Origin of the sequence: Sphingobacterium corticibacterium, from assembly GCF_004208525.1 — a bacterium.
GTDB lineage: Bacteria > Bacteroidota > Bacteroidia > Sphingobacteriales > Sphingobacteriaceae > Sphingobacterium > Sphingobacterium corticibacterium.
In genome coordinates, this window is record NZ_SGIT01000001.1 from 507,004 (window position 1) to 533,176 (window position 26,173).

General features: G+C 42.5%; 16 protein-coding genes. 9 read left to right on the forward strand and 7 right to left on the reverse strand.

The genetic code is table 11. The annotated features are described in order from the left end of the window. Positions 1-6: 6 nt before the first annotated feature. The 3 genes from EWE74_RS02045 to EWE74_RS02055 are packed head-to-tail and all read right to left on the reverse strand — an operon-like array spanning position 7 to position 8,369. Positions 7-4,059 carry a hybrid sensor histidine kinase/response regulator transcription factor gene (locus tag EWE74_RS02045; protein ID WP_130139875.1) on the reverse strand — a complete coding sequence of 1,351 codons (4,053 nt, stop codon included), beginning with the start codon at positions 4,057-4,059 and terminating at the stop codon, positions 7-9. Then, on the reverse strand, positions 4,059-6,449 hold the full coding sequence (locus EWE74_RS02050) for a glycoside hydrolase family 127 protein (RefSeq protein ID WP_130139876.1): 2,391 nt from the start codon (positions 6,447-6,449) through the stop codon (positions 4,059-4,061). Before EWE74_RS02050 ends, EWE74_RS02045 begins: the two co-directional genes overlap by 1 nt. A gap of 18 nt (positions 6,450-6,467) precedes the next feature. Further along, the gene (locus tag EWE74_RS02055; RefSeq protein ID WP_130139877.1) at positions 6,468-8,369 is read right to left on the reverse strand and encodes a family 43 glycosylhydrolase; all 1,902 of its coding nucleotides are present in this window, start codon (positions 8,367-8,369) and stop codon (positions 6,468-6,470) included. 362 nt (positions 8,370-8,731) lie between these two features. Here EWE74_RS02055 and EWE74_RS02060 point away from each other — a divergent pair, with 362 nt between their 5' ends. The 3 genes from EWE74_RS02060 to EWE74_RS02070 are packed head-to-tail and all read left to right on the forward strand — an operon-like array spanning position 8,732 to position 13,147. Continuing rightward, complete coding sequence (locus tag EWE74_RS02060; RefSeq protein WP_130139878.1) at positions 8,732-9,847, forward strand: glycoside hydrolase family 88/105 protein; 1,116 nt, start codon at positions 8,732-8,734, stop codon at positions 9,845-9,847. A 6-nt stretch (positions 9,848-9,853) separates the two neighbouring features. Further along, positions 9,854-11,188, forward strand: a complete 1,335-nt coding sequence (locus tag EWE74_RS02065; protein WP_130139879.1) for a BNR repeat-containing protein — start codon at positions 9,854-9,856, stop codon at positions 11,186-11,188. Between the two features lie 12 nt (positions 11,189-11,200). Next, complete coding sequence (locus tag EWE74_RS02070; protein ID WP_206365115.1) at positions 11,201-13,147, forward strand: glycoside hydrolase family 97 protein; 1,947 nt, start codon at positions 11,201-11,203, stop codon at positions 13,145-13,147. Here the strand turns inward: EWE74_RS02070 and EWE74_RS02075 are convergent. Then, on the reverse strand, positions 13,128-15,812 hold the full coding sequence (locus tag EWE74_RS02075) for a cation-translocating P-type ATPase (RefSeq protein WP_130139880.1): 2,685 nt from the start codon (positions 15,810-15,812) through the stop codon (positions 13,128-13,130). The genes EWE74_RS02070 and EWE74_RS02075 overlap by 20 nt on opposite strands. 138 nt (positions 15,813-15,950) lie before the next feature. On the opposite strand from EWE74_RS02075, the gene EWE74_RS02080 reads away from it, so the two are divergent. The 5 genes from EWE74_RS02080 to EWE74_RS02100 are packed head-to-tail and all read left to right on the forward strand — an operon-like array spanning position 15,951 to position 21,454. Further along, the gene (locus tag EWE74_RS02080; protein ID WP_130139881.1) at positions 15,951-16,934 is read left to right on the forward strand and encodes a calcium/sodium antiporter; all 984 of its coding nucleotides are present in this window, start codon (positions 15,951-15,953) and stop codon (positions 16,932-16,934) included. Between the two features lie 54 nt (positions 16,935-16,988). Continuing rightward, positions 16,989-17,999, forward strand: a complete 1,011-nt coding sequence (locus EWE74_RS02085; protein ID WP_130139882.1) for an NAD(P)H-dependent glycerol-3-phosphate dehydrogenase — start codon at positions 16,989-16,991, stop codon at positions 17,997-17,999. Continuing rightward, entirely contained in the window at positions 18,000-18,902 is a 903-nt protein-coding gene (gene hemF / locus EWE74_RS02090; protein ID WP_130139883.1) for an oxygen-dependent coproporphyrinogen oxidase, read from the forward strand. Positions 18,903-18,918: 16 nt separating this feature from the next. After that, positions 18,919-20,172, forward strand: coding sequence for a M16 family metallopeptidase (locus tag EWE74_RS02095; RefSeq protein ID WP_130139884.1), 1,254 nt, complete (start codon positions 18,919-18,921; stop codon positions 20,170-20,172). Beyond that, positions 20,162-21,454: a M16 family metallopeptidase gene (locus EWE74_RS02100; RefSeq protein WP_130139885.1), complete on the forward strand. Its 1,293-nt coding sequence runs from the start codon at positions 20,162-20,164 to the stop codon at positions 21,452-21,454. Before EWE74_RS02095 ends, EWE74_RS02100 begins: the two co-directional genes overlap by 11 nt. 299 nt (positions 21,455-21,753) lie before the next feature. On the opposite strand, the gene EWE74_RS02105 is transcribed toward EWE74_RS02100, so the two are convergent. The 3 genes from EWE74_RS02105 to EWE74_RS02115 are packed head-to-tail and all read right to left on the reverse strand — an operon-like array spanning position 21,754 to position 24,849. Beyond that, positions 21,754-22,395, reverse strand: coding sequence for a hypothetical protein (locus EWE74_RS02105; RefSeq protein ID WP_130139886.1), 642 nt, complete (start codon positions 22,393-22,395; stop codon positions 21,754-21,756). 51 nt (positions 22,396-22,446) lie between these two features. Beyond that, entirely contained in the window at positions 22,447-23,568 is a 1,122-nt protein-coding gene (gene lpxB, locus EWE74_RS02110; protein ID WP_130139887.1) for a lipid-A-disaccharide synthase, read from the reverse strand. A 57-nt stretch (positions 23,569-23,625) separates the two neighbouring features. Beyond that, the gene (locus EWE74_RS02115) at positions 23,626-24,849 is read right to left on the reverse strand and encodes a porin (protein WP_130139888.1); all 1,224 of its coding nucleotides are present in this window, start codon (positions 24,847-24,849) and stop codon (positions 23,626-23,628) included. Positions 24,850-25,013: 164 nt separating this feature from the next. Here EWE74_RS02115 and dinB point away from each other — a divergent pair, with 164 nt between their 5' ends. Beyond that, the gene (dinB, locus tag EWE74_RS02120; RefSeq protein ID WP_239018524.1) at positions 25,014-26,060 is read left to right on the forward strand and encodes a DNA polymerase IV; all 1,047 of its coding nucleotides are present in this window, start codon (positions 25,014-25,016) and stop codon (positions 26,058-26,060) included. The last annotated feature ends 113 nt before the right edge of the window (positions 26,061-26,173 follow it).

Consider the following 26,173-nt stretch of genomic DNA (forward strand, 5'->3'; position numbering starts at 1 on the left):
GTTTTGTTATTCCTCCCGCGCAGCTTTCTGATACTCCGAAGGAGTCATCCCAAACTCGGCTTTGAAACAAGTAGAGAAATAGCGAGGATCTGAAAATCCGGTAGCAAAGGCAACTTCGCTGACCGAAATGGACTTGTCTTTGTCCATCATTTGGCAGGCATGCTTGAGCCGGATATTTTTGATAAACTCACTTGGCGATAAATCCAGCAGCGCTTTGGTTTTCCGGTACAAGGTAGATTTCGATAAACCTAATTCGTGACTAAGCGCAACCACATCAAATTGATCATTAGTTAAGTGTTCTTCCACCACCGCAATCATTTTTTCCAAGAACTGCTCATCCTGTGGCGTATAATCGAGCGAAGAGATATTAATCTGTGGATTCGTTTTGAAATCTTCCTGCTTGGTACGCTTGTGGATTAAGAAACTGTGTATACGCGCTTCCAATACTTTCAAATCAAAAGGCTTGCTGATGTAACTATCGGCACCTGCCTGATAACATTCAATTCGGTCGTCGATACTGTTTTTAGCGGTCAGTAAGATGACCGGGATATGGTTTATTTCCGGATCTTGTTTTATCCGACGACAAAGCGTTAGTCCGTCCATAACCGGCATCATGATATCACTGACAACGATATCTATTTCCTCTTCTTTCAAAATGGCCAAGGCCTCTTCTCCTTGTCGGGCAATATAAACTTGATAGGTTCTTGATAACAGATTTCTTACTGTTTGAAGCAAATCTTCATTGTCTTCAACCAATAATATTCGGACGTCACTTTTACCTTCTTCCTGCTCAGGAAGAGTCTTCGGTAGCTCGTTCACTTCCGTCATTAGATTTTCCGAATCGATAAAGCTATCGTGCAGTTCGCGGAGTTCCTCGGCGGTATAGCCCCCTTTTTCAACTGGAATTCGGATGGTAAATGTCGATCCTTTACCCACGATACTATCCACCTCAATGGTTCCATGATGAAGCTCCACCAGTTCCTTGGTCAAGGCCAGGCCGATCCCGTTAGTCTCCTGTTGTCTAGCCAACCTGTTGTTGTAAAACGGGATGAATATCTTATCGATTTCGCTCGGAGCGATCCCCATCCCGGTGTCTTGCACGCTGACGATCAAATGTGTAATGTCGTTAAGATGCTCCGTATGGAAGGAGAGTTGTATGCGACCACCATCCGCCGTGTATTTGAATGCATTGGAAAGTAGATTAAAGATAATTTTATCGAGTTTGTCGGCATCTACGTAGCCTTCAGGTATGCAGTCGCCTTGAACAATTTCAAACGCCATGTTTTTCCGTTTTGCTAACGGGCTGAAATAGACGGTGCAGATATTACGGATAAAAGTAATCATATTTTCCCGACCAACGCGTAACGCCATTTGTTGATTCTCTACGCGTTTGAAGTCCAAAATCTGTTGCAAAAGCCGTTTTAGCCGATCAAGGTTAAAACGCATTTTATCAAATTGTGTCAGGTTCTTTTTGGTGATCATCTGTACGTCATCGATCAGGCAGGAGATGATAGTAAGCGGTGTTAATAGCTCATGGGAGATATTGGTAAAATAGCTAAGCTTGGTTTGAACAAGTTTATTCGCATTATCTTTTTCGATTTGGGCAATCCGGAGGTCGCTTCGCAATTTGAGACGATTGGTATAGAACCGGATGGCAACAAACGCCATGCCCAAGGCACATAATGTATACAAGAGATACGCCAAATTACTTTCATAAAAAGCCGGTTTCTTTCGGATGTGTAAACGGGTGACTTCCGAGCTCCACTGATTGTCTAGGTCCGTCGCTTTGATCAGGAAGGTATATTCCCCCTTACCCAAGTTGTTGTAAGTTGCGAATAAACGTTCTCGTGGAGCATATACCCAATCTTTGTCTACTCCCTCCAGTTTGTAGGCATATCGTAGTTTGTTCGGATGTGTATATTCTAAAGAAGAAAACAGAATTTCCAAACTTTGATCTTCTGGATCCAATACCAGCGATTTCCCTTGAAAATCGAATTTGTTATGAAGGGAGTAGAGAAGGGCAGATTGGTTGTTGATTTTAACGTCGGAAATGACAACAGGCGATTGGTGACTCGGTGCAAAGGGAGACTCCCAGAATTGGACAATACCATTATTCCCCCCAAAGTAAACATTTTTATCTTTCTTATCAACGGCGTATGCTCCTTTTGTAAACATGTTGACCGGAACCCCATCACTGGCGCTGTATTCAAAAATACGTTTATCTGTAGGAAACAGTTTATAAACGTTTCTCGTGGTAGAAACCCACACCGTACTATCCAGGCAGACAACGTGTAGAATCTGATTCGAGGAAAACAATTGCGTGTTAGCATATTCTTCGACCTCTCCACGCTCCGTATGAAAAGAAAGTAACCTGTTGTCTTTGGTACCTATCCATAAGTACCCCCGGTTGTCAGCATCCAGTGTTTCGATTTGGTCGGTTTGCAATCCAATTGTTTCTTTGCCTATATGGCCGCTGGTTTTCCAATGAGGCTGATTATCTAGTTGATAAATACCCTGGTCTTTTGTAGATACCCATATTTTACCGTGGGCATCTTGTGCTATGGCGACAATATAATCGTTTATATTTTCGACGTGATATAGTTTTTTGTCGTCTGCTTTTCGGTACATTACCCCATGGCTGGTTCCGATCCACAAATTACCCATGCTATCTAGAAAAAGGACATGAGGAATACCAATATGATCAGCATGATGCGCCAGATCCGTTGTACGAAGCAACGTGAGTCCGCCATTTTCTTTTCGGAATATATTCATAATGGTGCCATATGCACCGCCTACCCATAACTCATTATCGACCTCCAATGCACAATTAACCGCCCGTAGCGATAATAAATCCTTAAAACGGAGGTTGCTATACGTTTCGAGCTCATTTTTTTGCGGGACAAATTTTCCTAGACCGATTCGCTCCAGATTAAACCACAATTGATCTTCACGATCGCTATACAGCATGTTGATACTGGGAGATATATTGTATCGTTGTCGTATCTGTGGCAATTCGAAACTGCGCATGACTGGTCTGTCAAAGCTGATCGTTGAAATACCGTTGCCGCTGATCGCAAGCCACAGCACACCCGAACGATCTTCATAGATGTCTTGGAAAAAATTGGATGTGTGTTGAAAAAGGGGAGCGAAATCTATCTCTTCAATGCGGCCGTCGTCGGTGTAGTGATAGGTTGAAATACCCGAAAAAGATAGCACCCAAATATATTTTTTTACACGGTCTTGTACGATATTGTATACCAATTCCTCCTTTCCAATACTCCTTCTTTTGTTTTTGATGATAATTTCCCGGTACATATTTTCTTTCTCGTCCGGATTGAAGAGAAAAAGACCATCCCCCCAAGTACTAACCCAATATTGGCCTCGATCGTCTTGTGTGATTTTAAAAGGGTTGTTGGCCAGTCCTATCGGGGGAAGCGGTTTGAACGTGTTTGTTTTGGCGTCTAATTTGTGAAGACCCGCAGCCCATATAGCGATCCATATATCTCCGTTTTGATCTTGAAATATATTGCTTATTGATCCGGGAGGAATGGTGTTTGATCCTTCTGAACCGGATTTATATACGGCGTGTAAGCTGAAATCTTTATTATATACATAAATCGCACTATGGCTTCCAATCCAGATCCTAGATTGTTTATCAACAAGTATCGCCGCGACACGTTGTCCCCGTAAACTTGAATCCGGGAATGACACAATACGGTAAGTCTCCTTTTCTAAGGTATACAATCCATTTTCTGTACCCAATAAAAGATAACCATTGCTTTCGTTGATGGTCAGGATATTTTGATGAGGAGCAACCGTTCCATTGTCATCTTGAAGTTTGAAGGTTAATAAATTGAATGCGTCGAATCGGCTGAGCCCATAGGCTGTTGCAAACCAAATATAACCGGCATCATCTTGGAAGGTTTTGTTGACCGTTAAAGACGGGAGCTCCTGCTCAATTTTTATGGGCGTAACACCAATCTGTTGCGCCAAGGAAGAGCCTATCTCACCAATAAGGACAAGAAAAAAAGAAAAACAATATGCAAATGCTTTGGTCACTATTTATGTCTATATGATTGGTTAAAGTTACCTTTAATCACTCGTATCTCCAATATCTTATGACTGGTTGCACCCTCATCTGTCGAAATTTTTACCTGCAAAGGGCTGCTTTCGTTCCATGTCTCCGGAATCGGAATAACAGCTGTTTTCACTTCGCCCAATGCATTGGCGTCTGTCTGTAGCTTCTCGATCTCCTGATCGTGGATGAAGATGTTTGTTTTCCGATTTTCTTCTTCCAGGTATCTGATGTACAGTTGTACATTTTCTTTCGGATTTGTTTTGATCGTATAGCTAAACCAACCTTTTGCTTCCCGCCAGCGTACATCTTCGATGCTTCCCGCTTGCGTATTTTCTTCCTTGATGAAGTGATCCGATTCAGGTTGTTGTTCCCCACTCACGACCCGATCAATCGTGATGTCGGCGAGGCGCAAGGATTCTTTTTCTTCCCGTTCTGTTTTCTCTTGTAGGGCGGCGAGCTCCTCAGCGGTAGCCTGTGGCCAGTAAATGATATACCGGCTATCATGTGTTTGATAAAATGGCTGAAGCTCCATGCTGTGCTGTTCCGTTCCACTGTACAATCCTGTTAGCGTAAAGTGTAGCGGTGTATTTTCTACCGGCTGTACCAAGTTCGGAATGTTTTCTGGCGCTGTCGTTAGGATGGGCATAGTCCGCAAAGGAATCTGTCTGCCATGGGCAACATGACCCATTCGGCTATCATCTGCAAAGAGGCCATCCATATCCTCCGTTCCCGTTTTGGCTGCCAATACAAGCGGTCCATACAAGAGACTGTAGTAATTTGAGCGATCGGGCAGTTGCTCGGTATAGATTCCCATCGGAAGCTCGACGGATATCCGATCGCCTGCTGCCCATGTACGGTCCATCGTGATCCATCCGTCTTTGGCAGAAGAGGCTTGAAACGGTTTGCCATTCAGCAAGATCGTTGGTTCATCCGTTACCCAGCTGGGTTTACGTATATGTAGTGCAAAATTCGTTTTAGATTTAGGATAGACCGTAAATTGTGTCCTGTTCTCTTCGGGGAAATTATTTTCTTGGATGAACTCGACGTTTTTCTCCTGCCAGTTCAATTTGGAAGGAATAAATAGGTTCACAAACAGGTTGTCATCCTGATGCGCGTAGATCATCTCGCCATACTTAGCATGATTTTCAATGCCAGATCCAACACAGCACCACATACTGGTATGCGGCTGCGAGTACACCCGGTAGTGTCCCGGACGCATTTGCGTAAAATAGACCAGCCCTCCAGTCTCCGGATGTTGTGTGGAGAGGATGTGATTATAAAGCGCTCGCTCATAATAATCGAGGTACTTTCCTTTGGGGTCTGTTTGGTGCAGCATACGTGTCAGGCGCAGCATATTATATGTATTGCAGGTTTCCGGACCTTCGATGCTTTGCAGCATTTTGGAAAAGTCGTCTACGGGGTTAAAATGTTCACTGACACTATTCCCACCAATAGATACTGAACGCCGTTCGATGACATTTTCCCAAAAATAGCGAGCTGCGTCTGCCCATTGCTCGTCATGGGCGATATCAGCAATACGTTTGAAACCCAATACTTTTGGTATTTGCGTGTTGGCATGTTTACCGGTCAGGTGATCTTCTTGATCCAATAGCGGTTGCAATACCGCACGTTGACTAAATTTACGGGCAAGCGTCAGATATTTTGGATTTTGCGTAATAGCCGCCACATCAGCAAACGTTTCATTAAGTCCGCCATGTTCACTGCGTAGCATATCCTGTATTTGCTCATCACTCAACTGGTCTATCAGCGCGATTGCCCAGTCGGTCAGCTTAATCAGCATCTCCTTGGCAGTCTCATTACGTGTCATTAAATAAGCGTCACGAAGACCGGCGTATGTTTTATGGATGTTATATAGGGGAACCCACCTACCATTTAGACTAAATCCGCCGGCCTTAATCTCGCCTCGTCTAACCTCATCCCAAAGTTCTTTCCCTTCCGGAACACCGCCAATATAGCCATCGCCATTGGCATCTTGACAGCGTTTGAGACCCGCAAGCATGTAGTGTAAGCGTTCTTTGATACGAGCGTCACCTGTGGATGCATACATATAGGATAAGGCGGAGACATAATGACCACCTATATGTCCGTCCAAACCGGTGTTTTCCCAATTAGTATAGCTTTTCCGTAGAGGAGGTAGGTTTGATTCGCGTAAAAAAGGTGCTAGTAGCCGGTCGACGTCCAGTTCCAACAGGTAATTTAGGTCGAGCTCTTCCGCATGTTTGAATGGTCCGGAAAGTAATCGGACATCATTCAGTGAGAAATAGTCCAGTTGTTTTTGTGTCTGTGCCTGTAGTGTTGTTCCTATTGCGGTAGATAGGAAACATATATGGATCAATTTTTTTAACTTCATAAGCGTAATGAAAAAGATTTATAACGTCGGAATAACCGGATTGATGCTGCCATCTTCATTAAATTCCATTTTATCGATACACACCTCGCGGTGATAACCGGCCGCATCGCCCATTTTTATGCCATTCGGTCGACTGAAACGGTGGTAAACGATATACCATTCGTCTTTGCCCGGAATCTGCAAAACAGAATTATGTCCTGGACCATAAATACCCAGTTCTGGATTTTTAGTCAGAATGAGGTTGTTTTCAGGAATCTCAATCGGACCGGTAGGCGATTTGGATGTGCCGTATCGCACACGGTAATTTTCGCTACGCGTATCGTCTTCTGACCATAAGAAATAATACGTTCCGTTACGATAAAATACGTAGAAGCCCTCGCGGAATGTTTCGTCGGGTGTAATGACTTTTGTGGTGTTTTCTTTAAGGGAGACCATATCATCATTTAATTCCGCAACTGCTCCGTAGCCATTCCCCCAATAGAGATAATATTTCCCACTTACCGGATCTTGAAAAACATCGGGGTCAATTTCCTGACCGCCACGTACACCCTCCGGCTTTGTCGCTACAAGTGGTTTGCCAGAATCGATAAATGGCCCGGTAGGGTGATCGGCTACGGCAACACCGATTTTTTGTGCTGCGGTGAAATAGTAATAGTATTTGTATTTGTTTTTACCGACTTTCTTCTCGATGATGGCGGGAGCCCAAGCATTGCGGTTGCCCCAAGGTACTTGGGTTTTGAGATCTAATATGGTTCCTTCTTCTTGCCAGTCTTTCAGATTATCGGAGGAAAATACTTTGAAATAATCGCCTGACCATCCGGTATATCCATCACTGGTGGGATAGAGGTAATATTTACCCGTTTTTTCAGCGTAAAGGATTTCGGGATCAGCATGATAGCCCTCCAATATGGGGTTGTTTTGTTGCACCGCCTGAAAGTTTGCCGGTTTACCGTAGGTCGTCAACAGGTGCTGGTATTCTTTCCGGGTAATAGGGATCAAGCTTCCGTGTCGTGGATGAAAATCCATACTAATCTGTTGGTCGATTACGTGGAATTCATCCAGATCATAGCTTTCGCAGAATTGATACGTACCTTTCATATAGACATCATACATCAGAATATATTTATCGCTATTCGTCAGTTTGAAAATACTCGATCCTTCTACGGCCTCCGTCGTTTGTTGTTTATATCCCGGCTGCTCAATCCAAACGCCTGAAGTCAAGTCGTCTGTCATCGCCTTTTTTAGGCCATTGCCATGTCCTTCTGTTTTATAGAAAAGATGGTAGATGCCATTTTTGTAGATAATATCCCCGTCAATGCAAGGTTTTTTGTCTTTCGGTATAAAAAGCGGTTTAGGTGCTTCTTCTAAATCTGTAAAATCCGCGTTGGCATAGGCATAATAAATGATATCCGGGCCATCGCCATGCTGCATGGACCAGTATACCATATATTTTTGCGCTTTCTCATCGAATACCGTTTGAGGCGCCCAGACGCGTTTTAGATTTTCCTGATTCGGATACTTTTGTTGTATATTGATAATATGTGATGTCCAATCCGTTAGGTTTTCCGATTTTAATAAAATCAGTGCCCGGTTGGAATCCCATCCTTTGGAAGAGGTCATATCGGTCAATACCATATAAAAAGATTTGTTATCGTGACGACGGAGAATATGAGGGTCACGAACCCCTCCGGTAGAACTGATGTCTTTAGCATTCAATACGGGTTTGTTGCCGTTTAACGCCACATAATTGAAGCCATCGTTACTAATGGCGTAATGTACTTGCTCTTCTTCTACCGCATTTCCTGTAAAATAGGGGAAAAGGTAGCCTACAAAATCTTTTTCTACCGGGGTGCCGGGCTGTGCATGTGTCAAAAATGTACTGCATAGGAATAAACAGCATGTAAGAAGTCTTTTATTCATGTGTGTTTAATAATATAATTTACAATCGAAATAAGGTTTGTTTTGACGCTAGCCGAGCCTGTACATATTTTATATCGTAGCTTAAAAATAAAAAATGTATCTGTTATTTTAAATGTTTTTTTTACATTTATTTCCAGAAACTCCTGCCTGCTCATGCAAAGCTAGCCAGTAAATGTGTTTGCGATATGGGTTTTTTGGGTCAAAGAGGTTTAAATACGATTCAAAAAAAGAGGAATGCGTGTCGTGAGCTGAATTTAGGAGGTAAATAGTTTTTATTTGAACATGGCTTTGATGGACGATAGATATCTTTGTTGCGTACGGGTGTACAAAAGTTTAATCTAGAAATTTTAACCAAAGAAGAGATGCGTGTAAACCTTATCATTTGTTTTTTATTGCTGTATTCCTCCGCTTCATTTAGTCAGCGGCTGAACAAGGAGGATGTGATGTCGAAGTTAAACAGGGTCAATAGCTACTGGCAGGAAAATAACAAACCGACTGTTTGGTCCTTTTGGGATATCGCGGCATACCATACGGGAAATATGGAACTCTATCAATTGACCCAGAATGAAACATATCGGGCTTATTCGGAAGCTTGGGCAGAACATAATGCCTGGAAAGGCGCAAAGTCTGGTAACAAAACGGAGTGGAAATACGCGTATGGTGAAAAAGATAACTACGTTCTCTTTGGTGATTGGCAGATATGTTTCCAGACCTATATCGATCTGTATAATCTGGATCCTCAACCACATAAGGTTGCTCGGGCTAAAGAGGTTATGGAATACCAGATGAGTACGCCTAATAACGACTATTGGTGGTGGGCAGATGGCCTGTATATGGTGATGCCGGTGATGACGAAGTTATATAAGCTAACCGGTAATGAACGGTATCTCGACAAAATGTATGTCTATTTGCAATATGCAGATAGTATCATGTATGATGAACAGGAGTCTTTGTATTATCGGGATGCTAAGTATGTCTATCCGAAGCATAAATCTGAAAATGGAAAAAAAGACTTTTGGGCGCGTGGAGACGGATGGGTATTTGCGGGATTGGCGAAGGTGCTACAGGATTTGCCAGCGGATCATCGGCACTACGATTATTATGTACAACGTTATCAGGATATGGCAAAGGCGATTGCTACATCTCAACAGAAAGAAGGCTATTGGACACGCAGTATGTTGGATCCACAGCATGCACCTGGACCCGAGGCCAGTGGTACGGCATTCTTTACTTATGGTTTCCTTTGGGGGATAAACAATGGCTTTTTATCGGAAAAAGACTATCTCCGCACCGCACAATCAGGCTGGAAATTTTTGAGTGAAACAGCCCTGCAAGCTGATGGACGTGTGGGCTATGTACAGCCTATTGGTGAAAAAGCGATACCGGGTCAGGTGGTTGATTCCAATTCGACGGCGAGTTTTGGTGTCGGCGCTTTTTTATTGGCGGGTTCGGAAATGTACCGGTATTTAGACAAGTAAAAGCATATGTATATAATCAGAAAAATATGGATCACGATAGTAGTCGGTATATTTTTTATGCCGATTGCTGTTCTGGCGCAGCCTCAAGACGCCCGTGTGATGGACGTCGGTTTGGGCTGGGCTAAAAATACAGTGAACACCGCGGTATTTAGAAAAAACTCCTTAGTCAGCAATGACCATGTTCAATTTATATCTTATTATGAGGGGAATGGCTTCCTGACGTTAGGAAAACGAGAGTTGGATAGCGAGAGCTGGACAGTAAAACAAACACCGTATACCGGTCATGCGGCGGATGCGCATAACGTCATCAGCATGATGGTTGATGGTGATGGTTACCTGCATGTTGCTTGGGATCACCACAATGGGCGTTTGCGATACGCGAAGAGTATCGAGCCAGAGGGATTGCAGTTGGGAGAAGAGGAGATTATGGTGGGATCGGAAGAAAGTCGGGTGACGTATCCTGAGTTTTTTGCGTTACCCAATGGTGATCTTCTTTTTTTCTATCGGGATGGCGGCTCTGGAGCAGGCAACTTGATTATCAACAAATACGAATTCGTACAGAAAAAATGGACACGTCTGCATACCAATTTGATCAGCGGAGAGGGACAACGGAATGCTTATTGGCAGGCTTATGTGGATCAAAAAGGAACGATTCATGTTTCTTGGGTATGGCGAGAATCACCCGATGTAGCGAGCAACCACGATATGGCGTATGCTTGTTCCAAAGACGGCGGACTGACGTGGCAAAGGACGGATGGTACATTGTATAGTTTGCCCATTACGGCAGAGAATGCAGAGTATGCGGCATGGATCCCCCAACAAAGTGAATTGATTAACCAAACGGCGATGACTGCGGATGAAGATGGAAATCCGTTTATTGCGACTTATTGGCGATCCGCGGATACCCAAGTTCCTCAATATAAAATCATCTATTTGGCGAACGGCAAATGGCAGGTAAAGTCATTGGATTTTCGGAAAACCGCTTTCTCTTTAAGCGGACACGGAACCAAAGAAATACCGATTTCAAGGCCTCAGCTGTTAGTTACAGGGAAAGGAGATAAAACATCACTTTTATTGCTCTTTCGGGATCAGGAGCGCGGTAGTAAAGCTTCGGTGTTGAAACTGAATGATGTCCGCGAAGATAATTTTGAAATAATAGACCTGTCATCTGGTTCTGTGGGGGCTTGGGAACCGACATACGATACCGAATTATGGCGAAATAAAAAACATTTAGCTTTGTACGTACAGCAAACGGATCAAAAAGATGGAGAAGGTCTGCTTGATGCCGAGCCGACAACAGTACATATTATCGAGTGGCAGCCTAACTTCAGAAACAAATAAAATTATTCTTATATGAATTTGAAATTTATGTATGGCGCTTTATGCGTATTCTTTCTATCTACTGCACAAGCGCAGGAAATGAAGATGCTTAGTCCGGATGGTCAGCTTTCGGTGCAATTGGAAGCAGACCAGGGACGGTTATATTATTCCGTTATGTTGGATGGGCAGGAAATGCTCGAAAAATCACCATTAGGTCTGCAGACGCATTTAGGTGATCTTTCTAGCGGACTACGCTTGGTCGACCAGCAGGCCCGCCAAATAGACGAACGTTACGAAGAACCGAAGATTAAAAAGAGATCGGTGCATTATCAGGCAAATGAGCATAGCTTTACATTCGAGAATAATGATAAGCTAAAACTGGAACTCATTTTTCAGGTCAGCAACAACAACGTAGCGTTTCGTTATGGTATACCACAAAGCGGAGAACCCGCAAATGCGATTATCCATCAGGAGCTAAGTGGTTTTGATTTTCCGGATGTTACGACGACATTTTTGACGCCACAGGCCACACCGATGATTGGTTGGATGAAAACGAAGCCCAGTTATGAGGAGGAATATGTACCGGATGAGCCTATGGGTACACCTTCTAAATATGGTGTAGGGTATACCTTTCCGGCATTATTTCACGTAGGCGACCGCGGATGGGTGTTGGTGTCGGAAACCGGTGTGGGTAGCCTTTATTGTGGGGCGAAATTGAGCGAAGGTACAGCAGATGGGCTTTACCAGATCGCATTTCCGGAAGAAGGAGAAAATAATGGACTGGGAAGTACGCAGCCTGCGTTGAATTTGCCGGGTTACACACCTTGGCGTACATTGACGGTTGGGAAAGACCTAAAACCTATTGTGGAAACGACTATTGCTTTTGATGTGGTAAAGCCACTTTATGAACCCACTCAAGATTATCAATTTGGACGTTCTACCTGGAGCTGGCTATTGTGGCAGGATAACAGTATCAATTTTGAAGATCAGCAGAAATTTATCGATCTATCGGCCGATATGGGCTGGGAATTTGCATTGGTAGACAACTGGTGGGATACAAAAATTGGTCACGACAAAGTGGAGGAATTAGTCGCTTATGGAAAAGAAAAAAATGTTGGGATCTGTCTGTGGTATAATTCCAATGGTTTTTGGAATGACGCGCCACAAGGACCTAAAAACCGCATGAATACGTCGGTAGCACGGAAAAAAGAGATGGCATGGATGCAGCGTATAGGCGTTAAAGGAATCAAGGTAGATTTCTTTGGTGGCGATAAGCAGCAAACGATGCAGCTGTACGAAGATATCTTGTCGGATGCAAATGATCACGGTTTAGTCGTTATTTTTCATGGTTGTACGTTACCGAGAGGATGGGAACGGATGTATCCCAATTTTGTAGGAAGTGAAGCGGTATTGGCGTCGGAAAATTTAATATTTACCCAGCATGCGAATGACACAGAAGCGTATAACGCAACCTTGCATCCGTTTATCCGGAATGCAGTGGGTTCGATGGATTTCGGGCCGGTATTGCTGAATAAACGCCATAACCGCGAGAACAATGGTGGGACTATCCGCAAAACGAGCGAAACCTTTCAATTAGCAACGGCAATTTTGTTCCAAACACCGGTGCAAAACTTTGGTGTTACACCAAATAACCTATCGGAATACCCCAATTTTGTGATTGATTTCATGAAGGAAGTGCCTACCACGTGGGATGAGACGGTGTTTATTGATGGCTATCCCGGCAAGTACGTTGTTTTGGCACGTCGACATGGCGATACTTGGTATATCGCTGGAATCAATGCGGAAACAGAAGCTAAAAATCTATCTGTTTCTTTACCGATGCTTTCCGAAGGGCAAGCCGTATTGTATTCGGATGATCACCAATTGAATCCTAAACAAAATCAAGTCAAGGTTGTGAAAGACAAACAGTTTAAACTGACTTTGCAACCCAATGGTGCCGCTATTGTTGTCGGGAAATAGCAAATACTTTCACTATTTCATTTGCTAGTAATGGTATAATGCTCAATCCAAAAACAGCAAGCCACTCTTGTATTCCGACGGCCTGTAATTTAAAAGCAGCTGTCATAAACGGTACGTAGAGTACGATCAATTGCAACAATAGACCGATGACTACGGCGCCAAACAGGTAGCGGTTTGAGAAGAATCCCACCCGGAAGATAGATTTGTATGCATGACGGAAAGAGAATGAATAGAATAGCTGACAGCCAATGATGGTTAGGAAGGCCAACGTGCGCGCATATTCGTGAATGTTTTCGGGAATATTATCGGCAAAAGGAGAGTATCCTTTTGCCTGATAGCCACCAACAAAAGCAACGATTGTCAGAAGACCAATAAGGATACCTGCTAAAATGATACGTCTGCCGGCTCCATGAGAGAAGAAATTGTCATTTAATGGTCTTGGCTTTTCTCTCATCACATCTTTGTCCCCCGGATCCATACCTAAAGCTACCGCAGGTAGTGTATCCGTTAATAAGTTAATCCAGAGCAGCTGTGTCGCAATGAGCGGTATAGGTAAACCGACACCAATCGCTACCAACATGGTAATGACTTCACCAACGTTACAGGCGAGTAAGAAGACAACGGACTTTTTGATGTTGTTGTAAATATTCCGCCCTTGTTCGATAGCGACGATGATGGTCGAGAAATTGTCGTCTGCTAAAATCATGTCGGAAGCATTTTTGGCTACATCCGTGCCTTCTATTCCCATGGCCACGCCGATGTCTGCGGCATGAAGCGAAGGCGCGTCGTTTACACCGTCCCCGGTCATCGAAACAATATTGCCTTTTGCCCGGAAAGCTTTTACAATATTTACCTTATGTTCAGGAGAGACTCTAGCAAATACTTTGTATTCGCCAATATGTGACTCCAATTCTTCTTGCGGCATATTATCAATCGCCGCTCCGGTTGTTGCCTCCGAGCGTTCAGAAGCGATGCCCAATTTCTTAGCGATTGCCAAGGCCGTGTTTTTATGATCTCCCGTGATCATAATCGTACTGATTCCGGCTTCTTTGGCTGTTGCGATCGAATCGTTAACCTCTTCGCGAGGAGGGTCTATCATACCTACGACGCCAATCATCACTAGGTTTTTTTCGAAATCTTCACGATCAATTTGCTTTTCCAGAGGTTTGTAGGCGACGGCTAATGTACGTAAAGCTTTATCCGACATAGCATCGGCGGCATGGGTCAGGATGGTTTTATGCGTATCCGTAAGAGGGATAATTTCACCATCTTCTACAACATGTTTGCATTTCAAAATAAGACTGTCTATAGCACCTTTCGCATAAAGCATGAATTTATCTTCCTGTTGATGGAGGGTCGACATCATTTTGCGTTTGGAATCAAAAGCTTGCTCGTCTATTCTTGGTTGTGATGACCATAAGTCTTTTCTGTCAATTTTTAAATTGTCCGCTAGCTGCAGTAAGGCAATTTCGGTAGGGTCGCCCGTGCTGTCTCCGTTTTCCAATGTAGCATCAGAGGCTAACACCATGGCCGAAGAAAGCAAATGGGCTTCTGCGGATAGGTAGGTTTTGTCATCAATCTTTTGTGTTTTGTCAGTAAAGGTGAAGAACTCTTGAACGGTCATTTTGTTTTGTGTCAGTGTTCCCGTTTTATCTGAACAAACGATGTTTACAGAGCCTAATGTTTCGACGGCGGGAAGCCTTTTGATAATAGCATTCTGCTTGGCCATTTTCGTTACCCCGATGGAGAGTACGACAGCAACAATCGCCGCTAATCCCTCTGGAATAGCGGCAACGGCTAAGGAAACGGATGTTAGAAACATTTCGGTAAGATCTCTTCCTTGAAAGAAGGATATAATAAAAATCAGCACACAGATAGCCAGTGCCGCTTTACCCAGTGTTTTCCCAAGTTGGTCCAAACGAATTTCGAGTGGCGTCTTGGTTTCGTCATCCTGGCTAAGTATACCTGCTATTTTCCCAATTTCGGTATCTGCACCTGTACCCGTTACCACGCCAATGCCTCGCCCGTAGGTAACCAAGGTAGACATGTAGGCTGTATTGTCACGGTCGCCGAGTGGTATATAGTCTTCCGAAAATACAGCGAACGCATCTTTTTCTGCTGCTACGGATTCACCGGTCAAGGCTGATTCGTCAATTTGCAGGTTCGCACTCTCAACGAGGCGTAAATCAGCAGGAATATAACGGCCAGCATCCAAAATAACAATATCCCCCGGCACGATGTTTTCCGAGCCGATTTCCTTCACTTGATTATCACGTTTTACCAAAGCTTTCGGGGTCGCCATCTTTCTCAGCGCCTCGATAGCGTTTCCGGCTCTTATTTCCTGGATAACACCTAGTGTGGCATTAATAAGGATAACGATAATGATAATGATGCCATCAAGATATTCGCCCATGAACATAGTAATAACTACGGCCGCAAATAGCACGTAAATCAACGCATCCCGTAATTGGGCAAGAAACATTTTGAAAATAGATTTACGGTTTTGGGCCTTTAGTTGATTGGGGCCGTAAGCGGATAGCCGTTGTTGGGCTTCGTTTTCGGATAAACCAGATGAGCGATTGGTTTTTAGCATCTCGATAGATTCATCGACGGATTTTGCATGAAAAAAAGTGATGTTGTCTTTTGAAGTATCGGTATTCGTCATCGTATCAGATTAAAAATTAACGTTCAATAAAGATATGGATTAGTCATTGTGAAAAATGTGATTTTGGTCATTTTGAAGTGTTTATGTATAGAAATTAACGTAAAAACAGCATATTTGTTTATCATCTAATCGAGATTTATGACTTTTTCAGCCGTTATCACTTTTTTATTTGGATTAATAATTATCACCGTCGGCGCCGAAATCTTACTGAAAGGTGCATCTAAAATCGCGACGTTACTGAATATTCGTCCGATCGTCATCGGGCTTACTGTGGTTTCTATCGGAACCAGTTTGCCGGAACTGGCGGTAGGTCTAACCGCTATCGGCGAAGGTGCAGGGGATATTGCCATTGGTAATATTGCCGGAACGAATTTGGTGAACATCTTGTTTATTCTTGGACTAAGTGCAGCTATTCGCCCTTTACCATTGAATTTAAGAAGTATTAAAACGGAGATGTATACAATGATTATTGCAGCCGTATTGTTACTGATGTTGTCATTAGATGGGGAGCTTAGTACTTGGGATGGCCTGATTATGTTGATTTTGGGAATTGTCTATTTAACGATCATCGTGCGGACAAGTAGGCAGGAGCCTTTTTATGTACAAAAGGAATTTCAGGAGGAATATGAAACGCCTCCGCTGTATGAGAAGAAAGATAAGAAGGTCTGGGCTTGGAATTTTATGCTGTTGTTTTGCGGAATCGTGGCGACCATCTACGGTGCAGAAAAGTTAGTTGATGGTGCGGTCGAGATGGCCAAACATTTCGGTATGAGCGATGCGGTCATTGGATTGACCATTATTGCCATAGGTACTTCCGCCCCGGAATTGGCAACTACAATAGTTGCCACCTTTAAGGGGGAGCGGGACGTAGCTGTCGGAAATTTACTAGGGAGTAGTGTCATCAACATTTTTATCATCTTGGGCATTACCAGTATCTTTACACCGGGAAGTATTGGTGTATCCGCGGATATTCTTTGGTTTGATTTGCCGTTAGCGGCGTTGGTTGCTTTGGTCTGTTATCCCGTATTTAAATCTGATGGGATGGTGTCGAGAAAAGAAGGGATTACTTTTGTATCGTTGTATTGTGCTTATCTCATATTTTTATTGATGTATAGGGTGTAAACGTACTCACTAATAAAGTGTATATTTGTAACCTTTACCAGGAAAAAGCTATATATGGATGAATCTGTGCAAAAGATAGGCATCGTAGGAAGTGGAAGTTGGGCAACGGCCATGATCAAGATGCTTGGCGATAATGCAGAAGAGAAAGATATTTTATGGTGGGTTAGAAAGGAAGAAGATTTGGCATACATCCGATCTTACGGACATAACCCCAGTTATTTGAGTGCTGTAAAGGTTTCTGTAAAACCGGATAATTTGTTTTCGGATGCAAAATCTGTTATTCAACAATCAGATATTGTTGTATTAAACACGCCGTCAGCTTATGTAAAAGAGGCATTAAAGGGGGTAAAAGCGGAGGATTTCTCCAATAAGATTGTTGTATCCGCTATCAAAGGTATTATTCCGAATGATAACCTTATTGTGGGTGATTACCTAACCGAAACTTATCAGGTTCCGTTAGACAATATAGTTGTTATTGGGGGACCTTGCCATGCGGAAGAGGTATCTTCAGAAAAGCTATCTTATTTAACCTTAGCAGGGAAAGACGAACGGACTGTAGAGCGTGTTGCAACACTTATACGCGGGCGGTATATTAATACTGTCCTTTCCGATGATGTTTTTGGCGTAGAATACGGGGCTGTACTTAAAAATATATATGCATTGGCTGCAGGAATATGTCATGGGCTGGGTCTAGGAGACAATTTCATTGCCGTACTGATTTCGAACGCGATCCGGGAAATGGAAACCTGCTTATCGGCAATAGATCCGGAGACTGACCGAGATATTAAGACATCAGCGTATCTTGGTGATCTTTTAGTAACAGCCTATTCACAATTTAGCAGAAACCGTACTTTTGGTCACATGATAGGAAAGGGCTACACGGTGCAATCAGCACAATTGGAAATGAATATGGTCGCTGAGGGCTATTATGCTTCTGCATGTATTCAAAATATTATCCAGCGCTATCAATTGGATATGCCCATCTGCCATATGGTGTATGAAATCTTATATCACCGCCAGCCGGCGAATGTGGAAGTCAAAAAACTAGTAGAAAAATTAACGTAAATGAGTTTAACAAAAGATCAGATAGCGGAAACTTATAAATCCATTCAGGATGAAATTACTTCTGGTTTGGAAGCTTTAGACGGAAAATCCACTTTTGTAGAAGAATTATGGCAACGGGAGGGGGGCGGCGGTGGTCGCACGCGTATTATACAGCATGGTAATATATTGGAAAAAGGAGGTGTTAATTTTTCTGCTGTCCATGGAAAACTCCCAGACCCTATCAAGAAATCTTTCCAAGTTGAAGAAGAAGATTTTTTTGCCACGGGTGTGTCTATTGTTATCCATCCAAATAACCCATGGGTGCCCATAATCCACATGAATATACGTTACTTTGAACTAGGTGAAAATATTCGCTGGTTTGGAGGAGGGATTGATCTTACACCGCATTATGTGGTAGAAGAAGATGCTCGTTTTTTCCATCACATGTTGAAAAATGTATGTGACAAGCATCAAGCTACTTTTTATCCGGAATTTAAGACCTGGGCCGATAATTACTTTTATATTAAACATCGGCAAGAAACACGGGGGATAGGTGGTGTATTCTACGATAAGCTAACACCTGAAAAAACAGGGCTGACCGATGAACAGCTTTTTAAATTCTCCTGTGATCTGGGCCGAACTTTCGTGCCTACTTATACGGAATTGGTGAACCGTAACAGACATCGTAAATTCTCCCCGCAGGAGAAAGAATGGCAATTATTACGTAGAGGCCGTTATGTAGAATTTAACTTGGTGTATGACGCCGGAACCCGTTTCGGATTGGAAACGAATGGGCGTATAGAGTCCATATTGATGAGTTTACCGGCACAGGCCAATTGGGCGTATGATTTTAAACCGAAAGCTGGCTCGGAAGAGGAAAGAACATTGTCTTTATTAAAAAAAGGAGTAGACTGGACAGTCTAACCTATAATAGTTTTTTATGATTAATTATCAGCGTTTTACACTTGATAATGGCTTGTGTGTATTGGTACACGAAGACCATACCACAGCGATGGCCTGTGTGAATATAGTATATGATGTGGGAGCACGAGACGAATCTCCGGATAAAACCGGCTTCGCCCATCTTTTCGAGCATCTAATGTTTGGCGGTTCCGTCAACATTCCAAACTATGATACACCTTTGCAAGAAGTTGGTGGGGAAAATAATGCTTTTACAAGCAATGACATTACCAATTATTATATTACGCTACCGTCTGCTAATCTGGAAACAGCATTTTGGTTAGAAAGTGACCGGATGTTGAGTCTGGCTTTTAGCGAACAAAGTCTGGAAGTGCAGCGAAATGTAGTAAGTGAAGAATTTAAACAACGTTACCTTAATCAACCTTATGGCGATGTCTGGCTGCGTTTGCGGCCACTTGCATACAAAGAACATCCCTATCGCTGGGCAACAATCGGTAAGGAACTTCGCCATATTGAGGAGGCAACTATGGTAGATGTGAAAGCATTTTTCTTTAAGCATTATGTACCGAGCAATGCTATTATGGTGGTCGCGGGAGACGTAACATTTAATCAAGTAAAAGCATTAGCAGAAAAATGGTTTGCTGATATCCCCATGCGACCTAAGCCCGTACGGAAATTGCCTGCAGAACCCAAGCAATTAGCTCCGAGACGAGAGGAAGTACATGCGGATGTACCGGTAAATAGTATTTACATTGCTTTTCATGGTCCAGGACGTACGCATCCGGATTATCCGATAATGGATTTGTTGTCTGATATACTCTCGCGTGGAAGTTCTTCTCGGCTCTATAGGGCGTTGGTGAAAGACCAGCCCTTGTTCAGCGAGGTGAATGCTTATGTGTGTGGTTCTATTGACCCGAATCTTATGGTTGTCGAAGGGAAGCCGTTACCGCATATAGACATGGCAGAGGCAGAGACATTGTTGTGGAACCAACTCGATATATTGAAAACCGAACTGATGAACGAAGCGGAATTGCAGAAAGTGAAGAACAAAATCGAATCAACAATGGTATTTGCAGAGCTTTCCATTTTGGATAAAGCCATGAACTTGGCTTTTTTTGAAGTGCTGGGAAATGCAGATTGGTATAATCAGGAAGTAGATCGATACCTTGCCATAACACCGGCTGCTATTCAACGGATGGCGCAAGAAATTTTTATTCCAGAAAATTCGTCCACCCTTATTTATTATGCTAAAAAACAACAACATGCTGAATAGAGTTATAGCACCGTTACGTCATGACATACAGGATATTACACTTGTTCAGCCAGACGAGGTGGTTTTTGATAATGGACTACGCGTTTTTGTTTTCAGTGCACCCACACAAGAGTTGGTAAAAGCTGAATTTATTTTTCAGAATATATTCGACGGTTCAGAAAATTCTCTTCTACATACCTGTGCTTGCCAGATGTTAAAAGAAGGTACGAAAACACGGACGAGTACACAAATCGCAGCGGAAATCGATTTTTATGGTGCTTATCTTATGCCGGAATATAGTTTCGATCAAACTGCATTAACACTTTATTCATTGAATAAACACCTAAGTGCGGTTTTACCTGTTGTACACGATATATTGAATGATGCTATTTTCCCCGAAGTAGAGTTGGAAACCTACATCCGTAACAACAAGCAGACCCTACAAATTTCCTTGCAAAAGAATGATTACGTGGCACGCCGACTTTTCTTCAAAAACCTGTTTGGAGAAAGTAGATATGGGCAGGTTCCGACGGAAGAAGCTTATGAAAAGTTGAACCGAGATGATTTGATTGCGCTATATCAGAAGCAGGTACAACCTCAAAATTGTACGTTGATTTTATCGGGGAATATTACCGATGAAGTATTAGCTGAAATACGCGAGCTATTTGGGATACAGTGGCAGAACAATGGAGGAGCAAGTCGTATCGTGACACCAGAATTTCCGGCTTTTGTTCCGACCACGGTATGGGAAGAGCGTGCAGAAGCCCTGCAATCCGCTATACGGTTAGGTATGCCTGCCATTAATCGTACACATCCCGATTTTCCCGCAATACAGTTTGTGAATACACTTATTGGTGGTTATTTTGGTTCCCGTTTGATGCGGAACATCCGTGAAAAGAAAGGATTTACCTATAGTATTGGATCTGCCTTTGCGAGTTTACTGCATACTGGGTTCTTCACTATTGCTACCGAGGTAGGTGTAGATAGTACGCAGGCTACACTGTTGGAAATAGAAAAAGAGTTTCGTGTCTTACGCGATACAGCGGTTTCCGAGGAGGAGATAGCCTTAGTGAGGAACTATATGTTGGGCTCTATCTTAGGTTCTATCGAGTCTGTTTTTTCACATGCCGATAAGTTTAAAGCGGTATATTTTTATGGACTCGACTTATCCTATTATACACGTTATAATGAAATCATCCGCAACATGACTGCTGCGGATGTGCAACGCATAGCGAATATGTATTTTGATTACGATAATTTATTGAAAGTAATAGTAGGAAAGTCTTTTAGCAACTTTTTTTAGAAAAAAGTTGCGCAAAAAATCGTCACTTCGGATGTTTGACAGGGAGGGAAGTGCTAAGGATAGATCTCTACAGTTATCAAAAATCCGGATGCGACATTTTCATGTTAAGGAGGGGACAATACAATTGCATGAACCCACTTTTACCCTCTTAATGCCACATGTAAAATTTTGAAATATGTAGAAATATAATATATGCATTATCCATCCCTTCAAAATTTTAAAGTGGCGAGTTTTTTTGTTTACTTTTTTTGAGGTAAAAAAAGTAAAAGCCACGTCGCGGCTTGAGCGACAAAAAAATACTATTTACTTTCTGTGATAACAGCGTTTCCTTCTTTACCTGGTGAACCAGAATAAACTTGTCCTTGAGGCATTCCACGGAGACCCGGCGCTGACATCGCTATACGTGAATAGATCTGATTTAAATCCGAAACAGGATTAATAGCCCTACCGCCCGCAGAGACATCGATATATACGTAATTTGCTTGCTTCTTATCGGCTGTTTGTGGTGTGATACCATTTGGATCGTATTTAAAACTGACATTTCCACCATCCCCATTGGGATCGGTTTTCGTTCCATTCATGGCATCTTGACCACGGGCAATTACGTATAATGAACCCAATTTGTTAAGGTTAATATCAATGTCGAAGTCGGAAGCATTATTTTGCCCACCGATACCGCTGATAAACGCGCCTTTTCCTATCTCGGCATGTTTTACGACCAATTTGATATCTTTTTTTCCATAAAACTGCAGGGAGGATTTGTCTTTCATAATAAGCGTATCAATATAGATGACCGCAGAAGAGTCACGGCTATTAAAGGTTTTCTTTTTCTTCTTGCCCAACTCTAATCTGGCAATATGTTCCTGTTGTGCATGGGCTATCGATAGGAAAGAAGAACCCAAGAATAGGAAGACTATACTTAATATGTGTGTTATTTTCATGATTTCTACTATTTACGTATGTTATATTAGAATAACAAAAAGGTAAATAGTTTAGTTTGTTTCGCCGGATGAATATCGAACGATAAGTTTTGCTGTTTTTTCTGAAGCTCCCGGCGAGCCCAGTTTTTCCGCCAATAGGTCATAGTTTTCTAACACACTTGCACGGTGTTCTTTATTGGTGATAAGCTCACCTAGTTCATCGGCGATAGTACGCGTATCGCATTCTCCCTGAATAAATTCCCGAACGGATAAAAAGCCGTTGATTAGATTTACTAAAGAAATGAATTCTACCTTTACGAGGCGACGAGCTAAAAATACCGTCAATTTATTGGCTTTATAAACGACGACCTGCGGTACTTTTAAAATACCTGTTTCCAGTGTAGCGGTACCACTGGTCACGACCGCGGCTTCTGCGTGTTTGAGAAGGTCGTAGGTTTGTTGGAAGACTACCTTTAGCGGTAAATCACCGATATATTGCTGATAGTAATCCTCGTCAAAATTAGGAGCTCCTGCGATGACGAGCTGATGTGCGGGGAAAAGATAATACAAATCAACCATAACGGGCAAGAGTTTTTCAATTTCCATTCTCCGACTGCCAGGCAACAGAGCGATAATAGGACGTTCATTAAGCCCGTTGTCTTGTTTGAAAGCGGCATTGAACTTGTATTGACTTATCGCATCCAGCAGGGGATTGCCAACGTAATCTACTACATAATTATATTTTTTATAGAAATCCACTTCAAAAGGGAGGATACAGAACATGTGGTCAACGACTCTTTTGATTTTATGTACCCGACCTTGGTTCCATGCCCAGATTTTTGGGGAGATATAATAGCAGACACGGATGCCAATTTTTTTTGCAAATTCCGCTATTTTAAGATTAAATCCGGGGAAATCTATTAAGATCAAGGTGTCCGGACTTTCCTTTGTAATATCCTCTTTGACCAACTTTAGGTTTTTTCGGATTTTTCCGAGATTTTTGATCACCTCCACAAACCCCATGAATGCCATTTCTGACGTATGTATCAAAGGCGTTTGTCCAGATGCCTCGTACATCTGATCTCCACCCACAATACGGAAGCTAGCTTCTGTGTCTTCTTTTTTTAAGGCTTTAATCAGATTAGCGCCGTGTAAATCTCCAGAGGTCTCTCCAGCAATGAGGTAATATTTCATTCTAGCTACATTCAATGCTATAAAGATACGATAATCCGTTGGATATGGCTAATAACCTTATATCCCTAGCTCGATCTGGAAAGTTCCGCCCCACGAGTTACCACTATTTTTATTACTAAAATCCCCATTTGGTACGGTATAATTTGCGTTGAGCTGGAATTTCAATCGGTGAGCCTTCATATACTTCGTCAATCCCAGTTCAATAACATCCAGCTGATTTTCATAATCCCGCAATTGCTGATGCGGTTTTATATAGGTGTAGCGGGTCGCCACTTCATATCCTTTATTAAGAAGATAGGATGCTTGCTGATTCACGCCCCATCCTTTTTGTGCATATGTCAACTCGTCTTCGGGACCGTCAATTTGATTAAATTGATCGTCCACGACATTGAATGGATCTTTCACGTCACGGCGCATGTATTCCACTTGGTAAGCAAATCCTTGATATTTGAAGATTGCATCAGCAAAAGAAGTCTTGAGCGTGAACGGATTTTTTACATACCGTCCAAGCTGTCCACCTTCTCTGGTCGTGCGGTCGTTGTAACTATACCCACCCCCGATGGAAAGTTTCGGTGTTTCCTCACGCTCGAGGTCTCCTTCGGAGTAATCACCATCATTGGTAAAATCTCCCAGGGGTAAAAATTCAACACGACCGGTATAAGCTAAACCATTATCTGTGCCTAGCGCTGCACGTCCTTCACCTGTAGAGATGGCCGCTTTTGCATGTATAGGCATCTGACCAATTTTCTTGCTTAGGTTAAAAGACATACCAAAGTCTCGATCTACTGTAAAGTTGCTGTTGACTAACGATCGATCTGCAAATTGCAATTGACCGGACGAGTTAACACGCTGACGGTTTCCGGGTAATTTGTTCTGTCCAAAAGAAATGTAAAAGTCATCGGTAAAATTGTAAAAAATGACCGCATCACGTACGATATTTGGAACGCCGCTATCGTCAAAATCCTGATCACCGCGCGTGAATGCTAACTGTATAGAGTAGGAGATCTTAGGGGTATAAATGTAGCCATCCATCCGTAAACGTAGCCTGCGGATTCGGGCATCGAACTTATCATTATCTTCGTTATCCAACACATTATTGAAACCGAGTCTATTTTGCATCCGAAATCTAAAATTGGTGTAGAACAAAGAGTCATTACTCATGTATTGTATCCCTTTGAAATTTAAGATGGTTGCCCGGTCGTCTCTTTCCTGCGCCTGGCTTTGGAGCGTAAGTAAAAGGCAACCTGCAGTCATTAACAATAGTCCAATTTTAATCTTCATGCGTATGGTTATAAAAATGTATTTTTAATACGTAAAGCAAAATGCCAAAGATAATATTTCTTGGTTTTACTTTATGCTATACTTGGATACGAAATTTCATTTTAATTTTGGAAAGAAATAGGAATAGCGTGAGCGACAATAGACGAAAGATAATTCATATTGACATGGATGCATTTTATGCGTCGGTGGAGCAACGTGATTTTCCAGAATTGCGAGGCAAAGCACTTGCAGTGGGAGGTTCGCCGGATGGTAGAGGCGTAGTGGCAACGGCGAGTTACGAGGCCCGGAAATTCGGAGTGCGCTCGGCGATGTCTTCCCGACAAGCGCTGCAGCGTTGCCCGCATCTGCTATTTACTCGACCTCGATTTGATGTATATCGGGAAGTTTCGAAACAGATACGGGCAATTTTTAAGCGATACACCGATTTGATAGAGCCGCTTTCACTGGACGAGGCTTATCTAGATGTGACGGAAGACAAGCAGGGGATAGGCTCTGCAATTGAAATTGCCAAAGCAATTAAAGCGGCTATTCGTAATGAATTGGGATTAACGGCATCAGCGGGTGTATCTGTCAATAAGTTTATTGCGAAAATTGCTTCGGATTATCAAAAGCCGGATGGATTAACGTTTATCGGACCTTCTAAAATTATTTCTTTTTTAGAACAGCTTCCTATTGATAAGTTTTTTGGCGTGGGCAAAGTGACAGCTGAAAAAATGAAAAATATGGGTATACATATGGGAAGAGAGCTGAAGGAGTTTACCGAGGATGAATTGATCCGCAAATTCGGAAAATCCGGCAAATTTTTCTACCACATGGTGCGTGGAGAGGATAGCCGACCGGTAAAGCCTAATCGGATCGTCAAATCTATTGGTATAGAAGATACGTTTGAAACGGATCTTAAAGAGGAGCAGGAAATGTTGAAGGAATTGAATGTGTTGTGCGAAAAATTGGAAAAAAGATTAGAGGGTAAAGCAAAACAAGGCCGTACCGTGACCTTGAAAATAAAATTTGCAGATTTTACACAGATAACGAGAAGCAAAACAAGTATGTTTTACCTGAATACAGCGGAAGATATTTTCCGACAAGTAATGGATCTTTTCAGCAAAGCGGACATGGAGAATAAAAAGGTGCGGCTTTTGGGAGTAACGATCTCTAATTTTTATGATGCTGATCTGGAAAAATTAAATAACCCGCAATTGCGGTTGTTTTAACATTTTTTTCATGGTCTGACGTATGTATGTAGTAGCTTCTAAGTGTATTTTGTGGTATCCGTATTCCTTATAACATAAAAAAAACTGTGCATTTTTGTGGAATATATACCCAT

Excerpts from the sequence above, each read along its gene's own strand:
- EWE74_RS02050 (WP_130139876.1), bottom strand. The coding sequence starts at position 6,449 with ATGAAGTTAAAAAAATTGATCCATATATGTTTCCTATCTACCGCAATA.
- EWE74_RS02055 (WP_130139877.1), bottom strand. The coding sequence starts at position 8,369 with ATGAATAAAAGACTTCTTACATGCTGTTTATTCCTATGCAGTACATTT.
- EWE74_RS02060 (WP_130139878.1), top strand. The coding sequence starts at position 8,732 with ATGCGTGTAAACCTTATCATTTGTTTTTTATTGCTGTATTCCTCCGCT.
- EWE74_RS02065 (WP_130139879.1), top strand. The coding sequence starts at position 9,854 with ATGTATATAATCAGAAAAATATGGATCACGATAGTAGTCGGTATATTT.
- EWE74_RS02070 (WP_206365115.1), top strand. The coding sequence starts at position 11,201 with ATGAATTTGAAATTTATGTATGGCGCTTTATGCGTATTCTTTCTATCT.
- EWE74_RS02075 (WP_130139880.1), bottom strand. The coding sequence starts at position 15,812 with ATGACGAATACCGATACTTCAAAAGACAACATCACTTTTTTTCATGCA.
- EWE74_RS02080 (WP_130139881.1), top strand. The coding sequence starts at position 15,951 with ATGACTTTTTCAGCCGTTATCACTTTTTTATTTGGATTAATAATTATC.
- EWE74_RS02085 (WP_130139882.1), top strand. The coding sequence starts at position 16,989 with ATGGATGAATCTGTGCAAAAGATAGGCATCGTAGGAAGTGGAAGTTGG.
- hemF (WP_130139883.1), top strand. The coding sequence starts at position 18,000 with ATGAGTTTAACAAAAGATCAGATAGCGGAAACTTATAAATCCATTCAG.
- EWE74_RS02095 (WP_130139884.1), top strand. The coding sequence starts at position 18,919 with ATGATTAATTATCAGCGTTTTACACTTGATAATGGCTTGTGTGTATTG.
- EWE74_RS02100 (WP_130139885.1), top strand. The coding sequence starts at position 20,162 with ATGCTGAATAGAGTTATAGCACCGTTACGTCATGACATACAGGATATT.
- EWE74_RS02105 (WP_130139886.1), bottom strand. The coding sequence starts at position 22,395 with ATGAAAATAACACACATATTAAGTATAGTCTTCCTATTCTTGGGTTCT.
- lpxB (WP_130139887.1), bottom strand. The coding sequence starts at position 23,568 with ATGAAATATTACCTCATTGCTGGAGAGACCTCTGGAGATTTACACGGC.
- EWE74_RS02115 (WP_130139888.1), bottom strand. The coding sequence starts at position 24,849 with ATGAAGATTAAAATTGGACTATTGTTAATGACTGCAGGTTGCCTTTTA.
- dinB (WP_239018524.1), top strand. The coding sequence starts at position 25,014 with ATGGATGCATTTTATGCGTCGGTGGAGCAACGTGATTTTCCAGAATTG.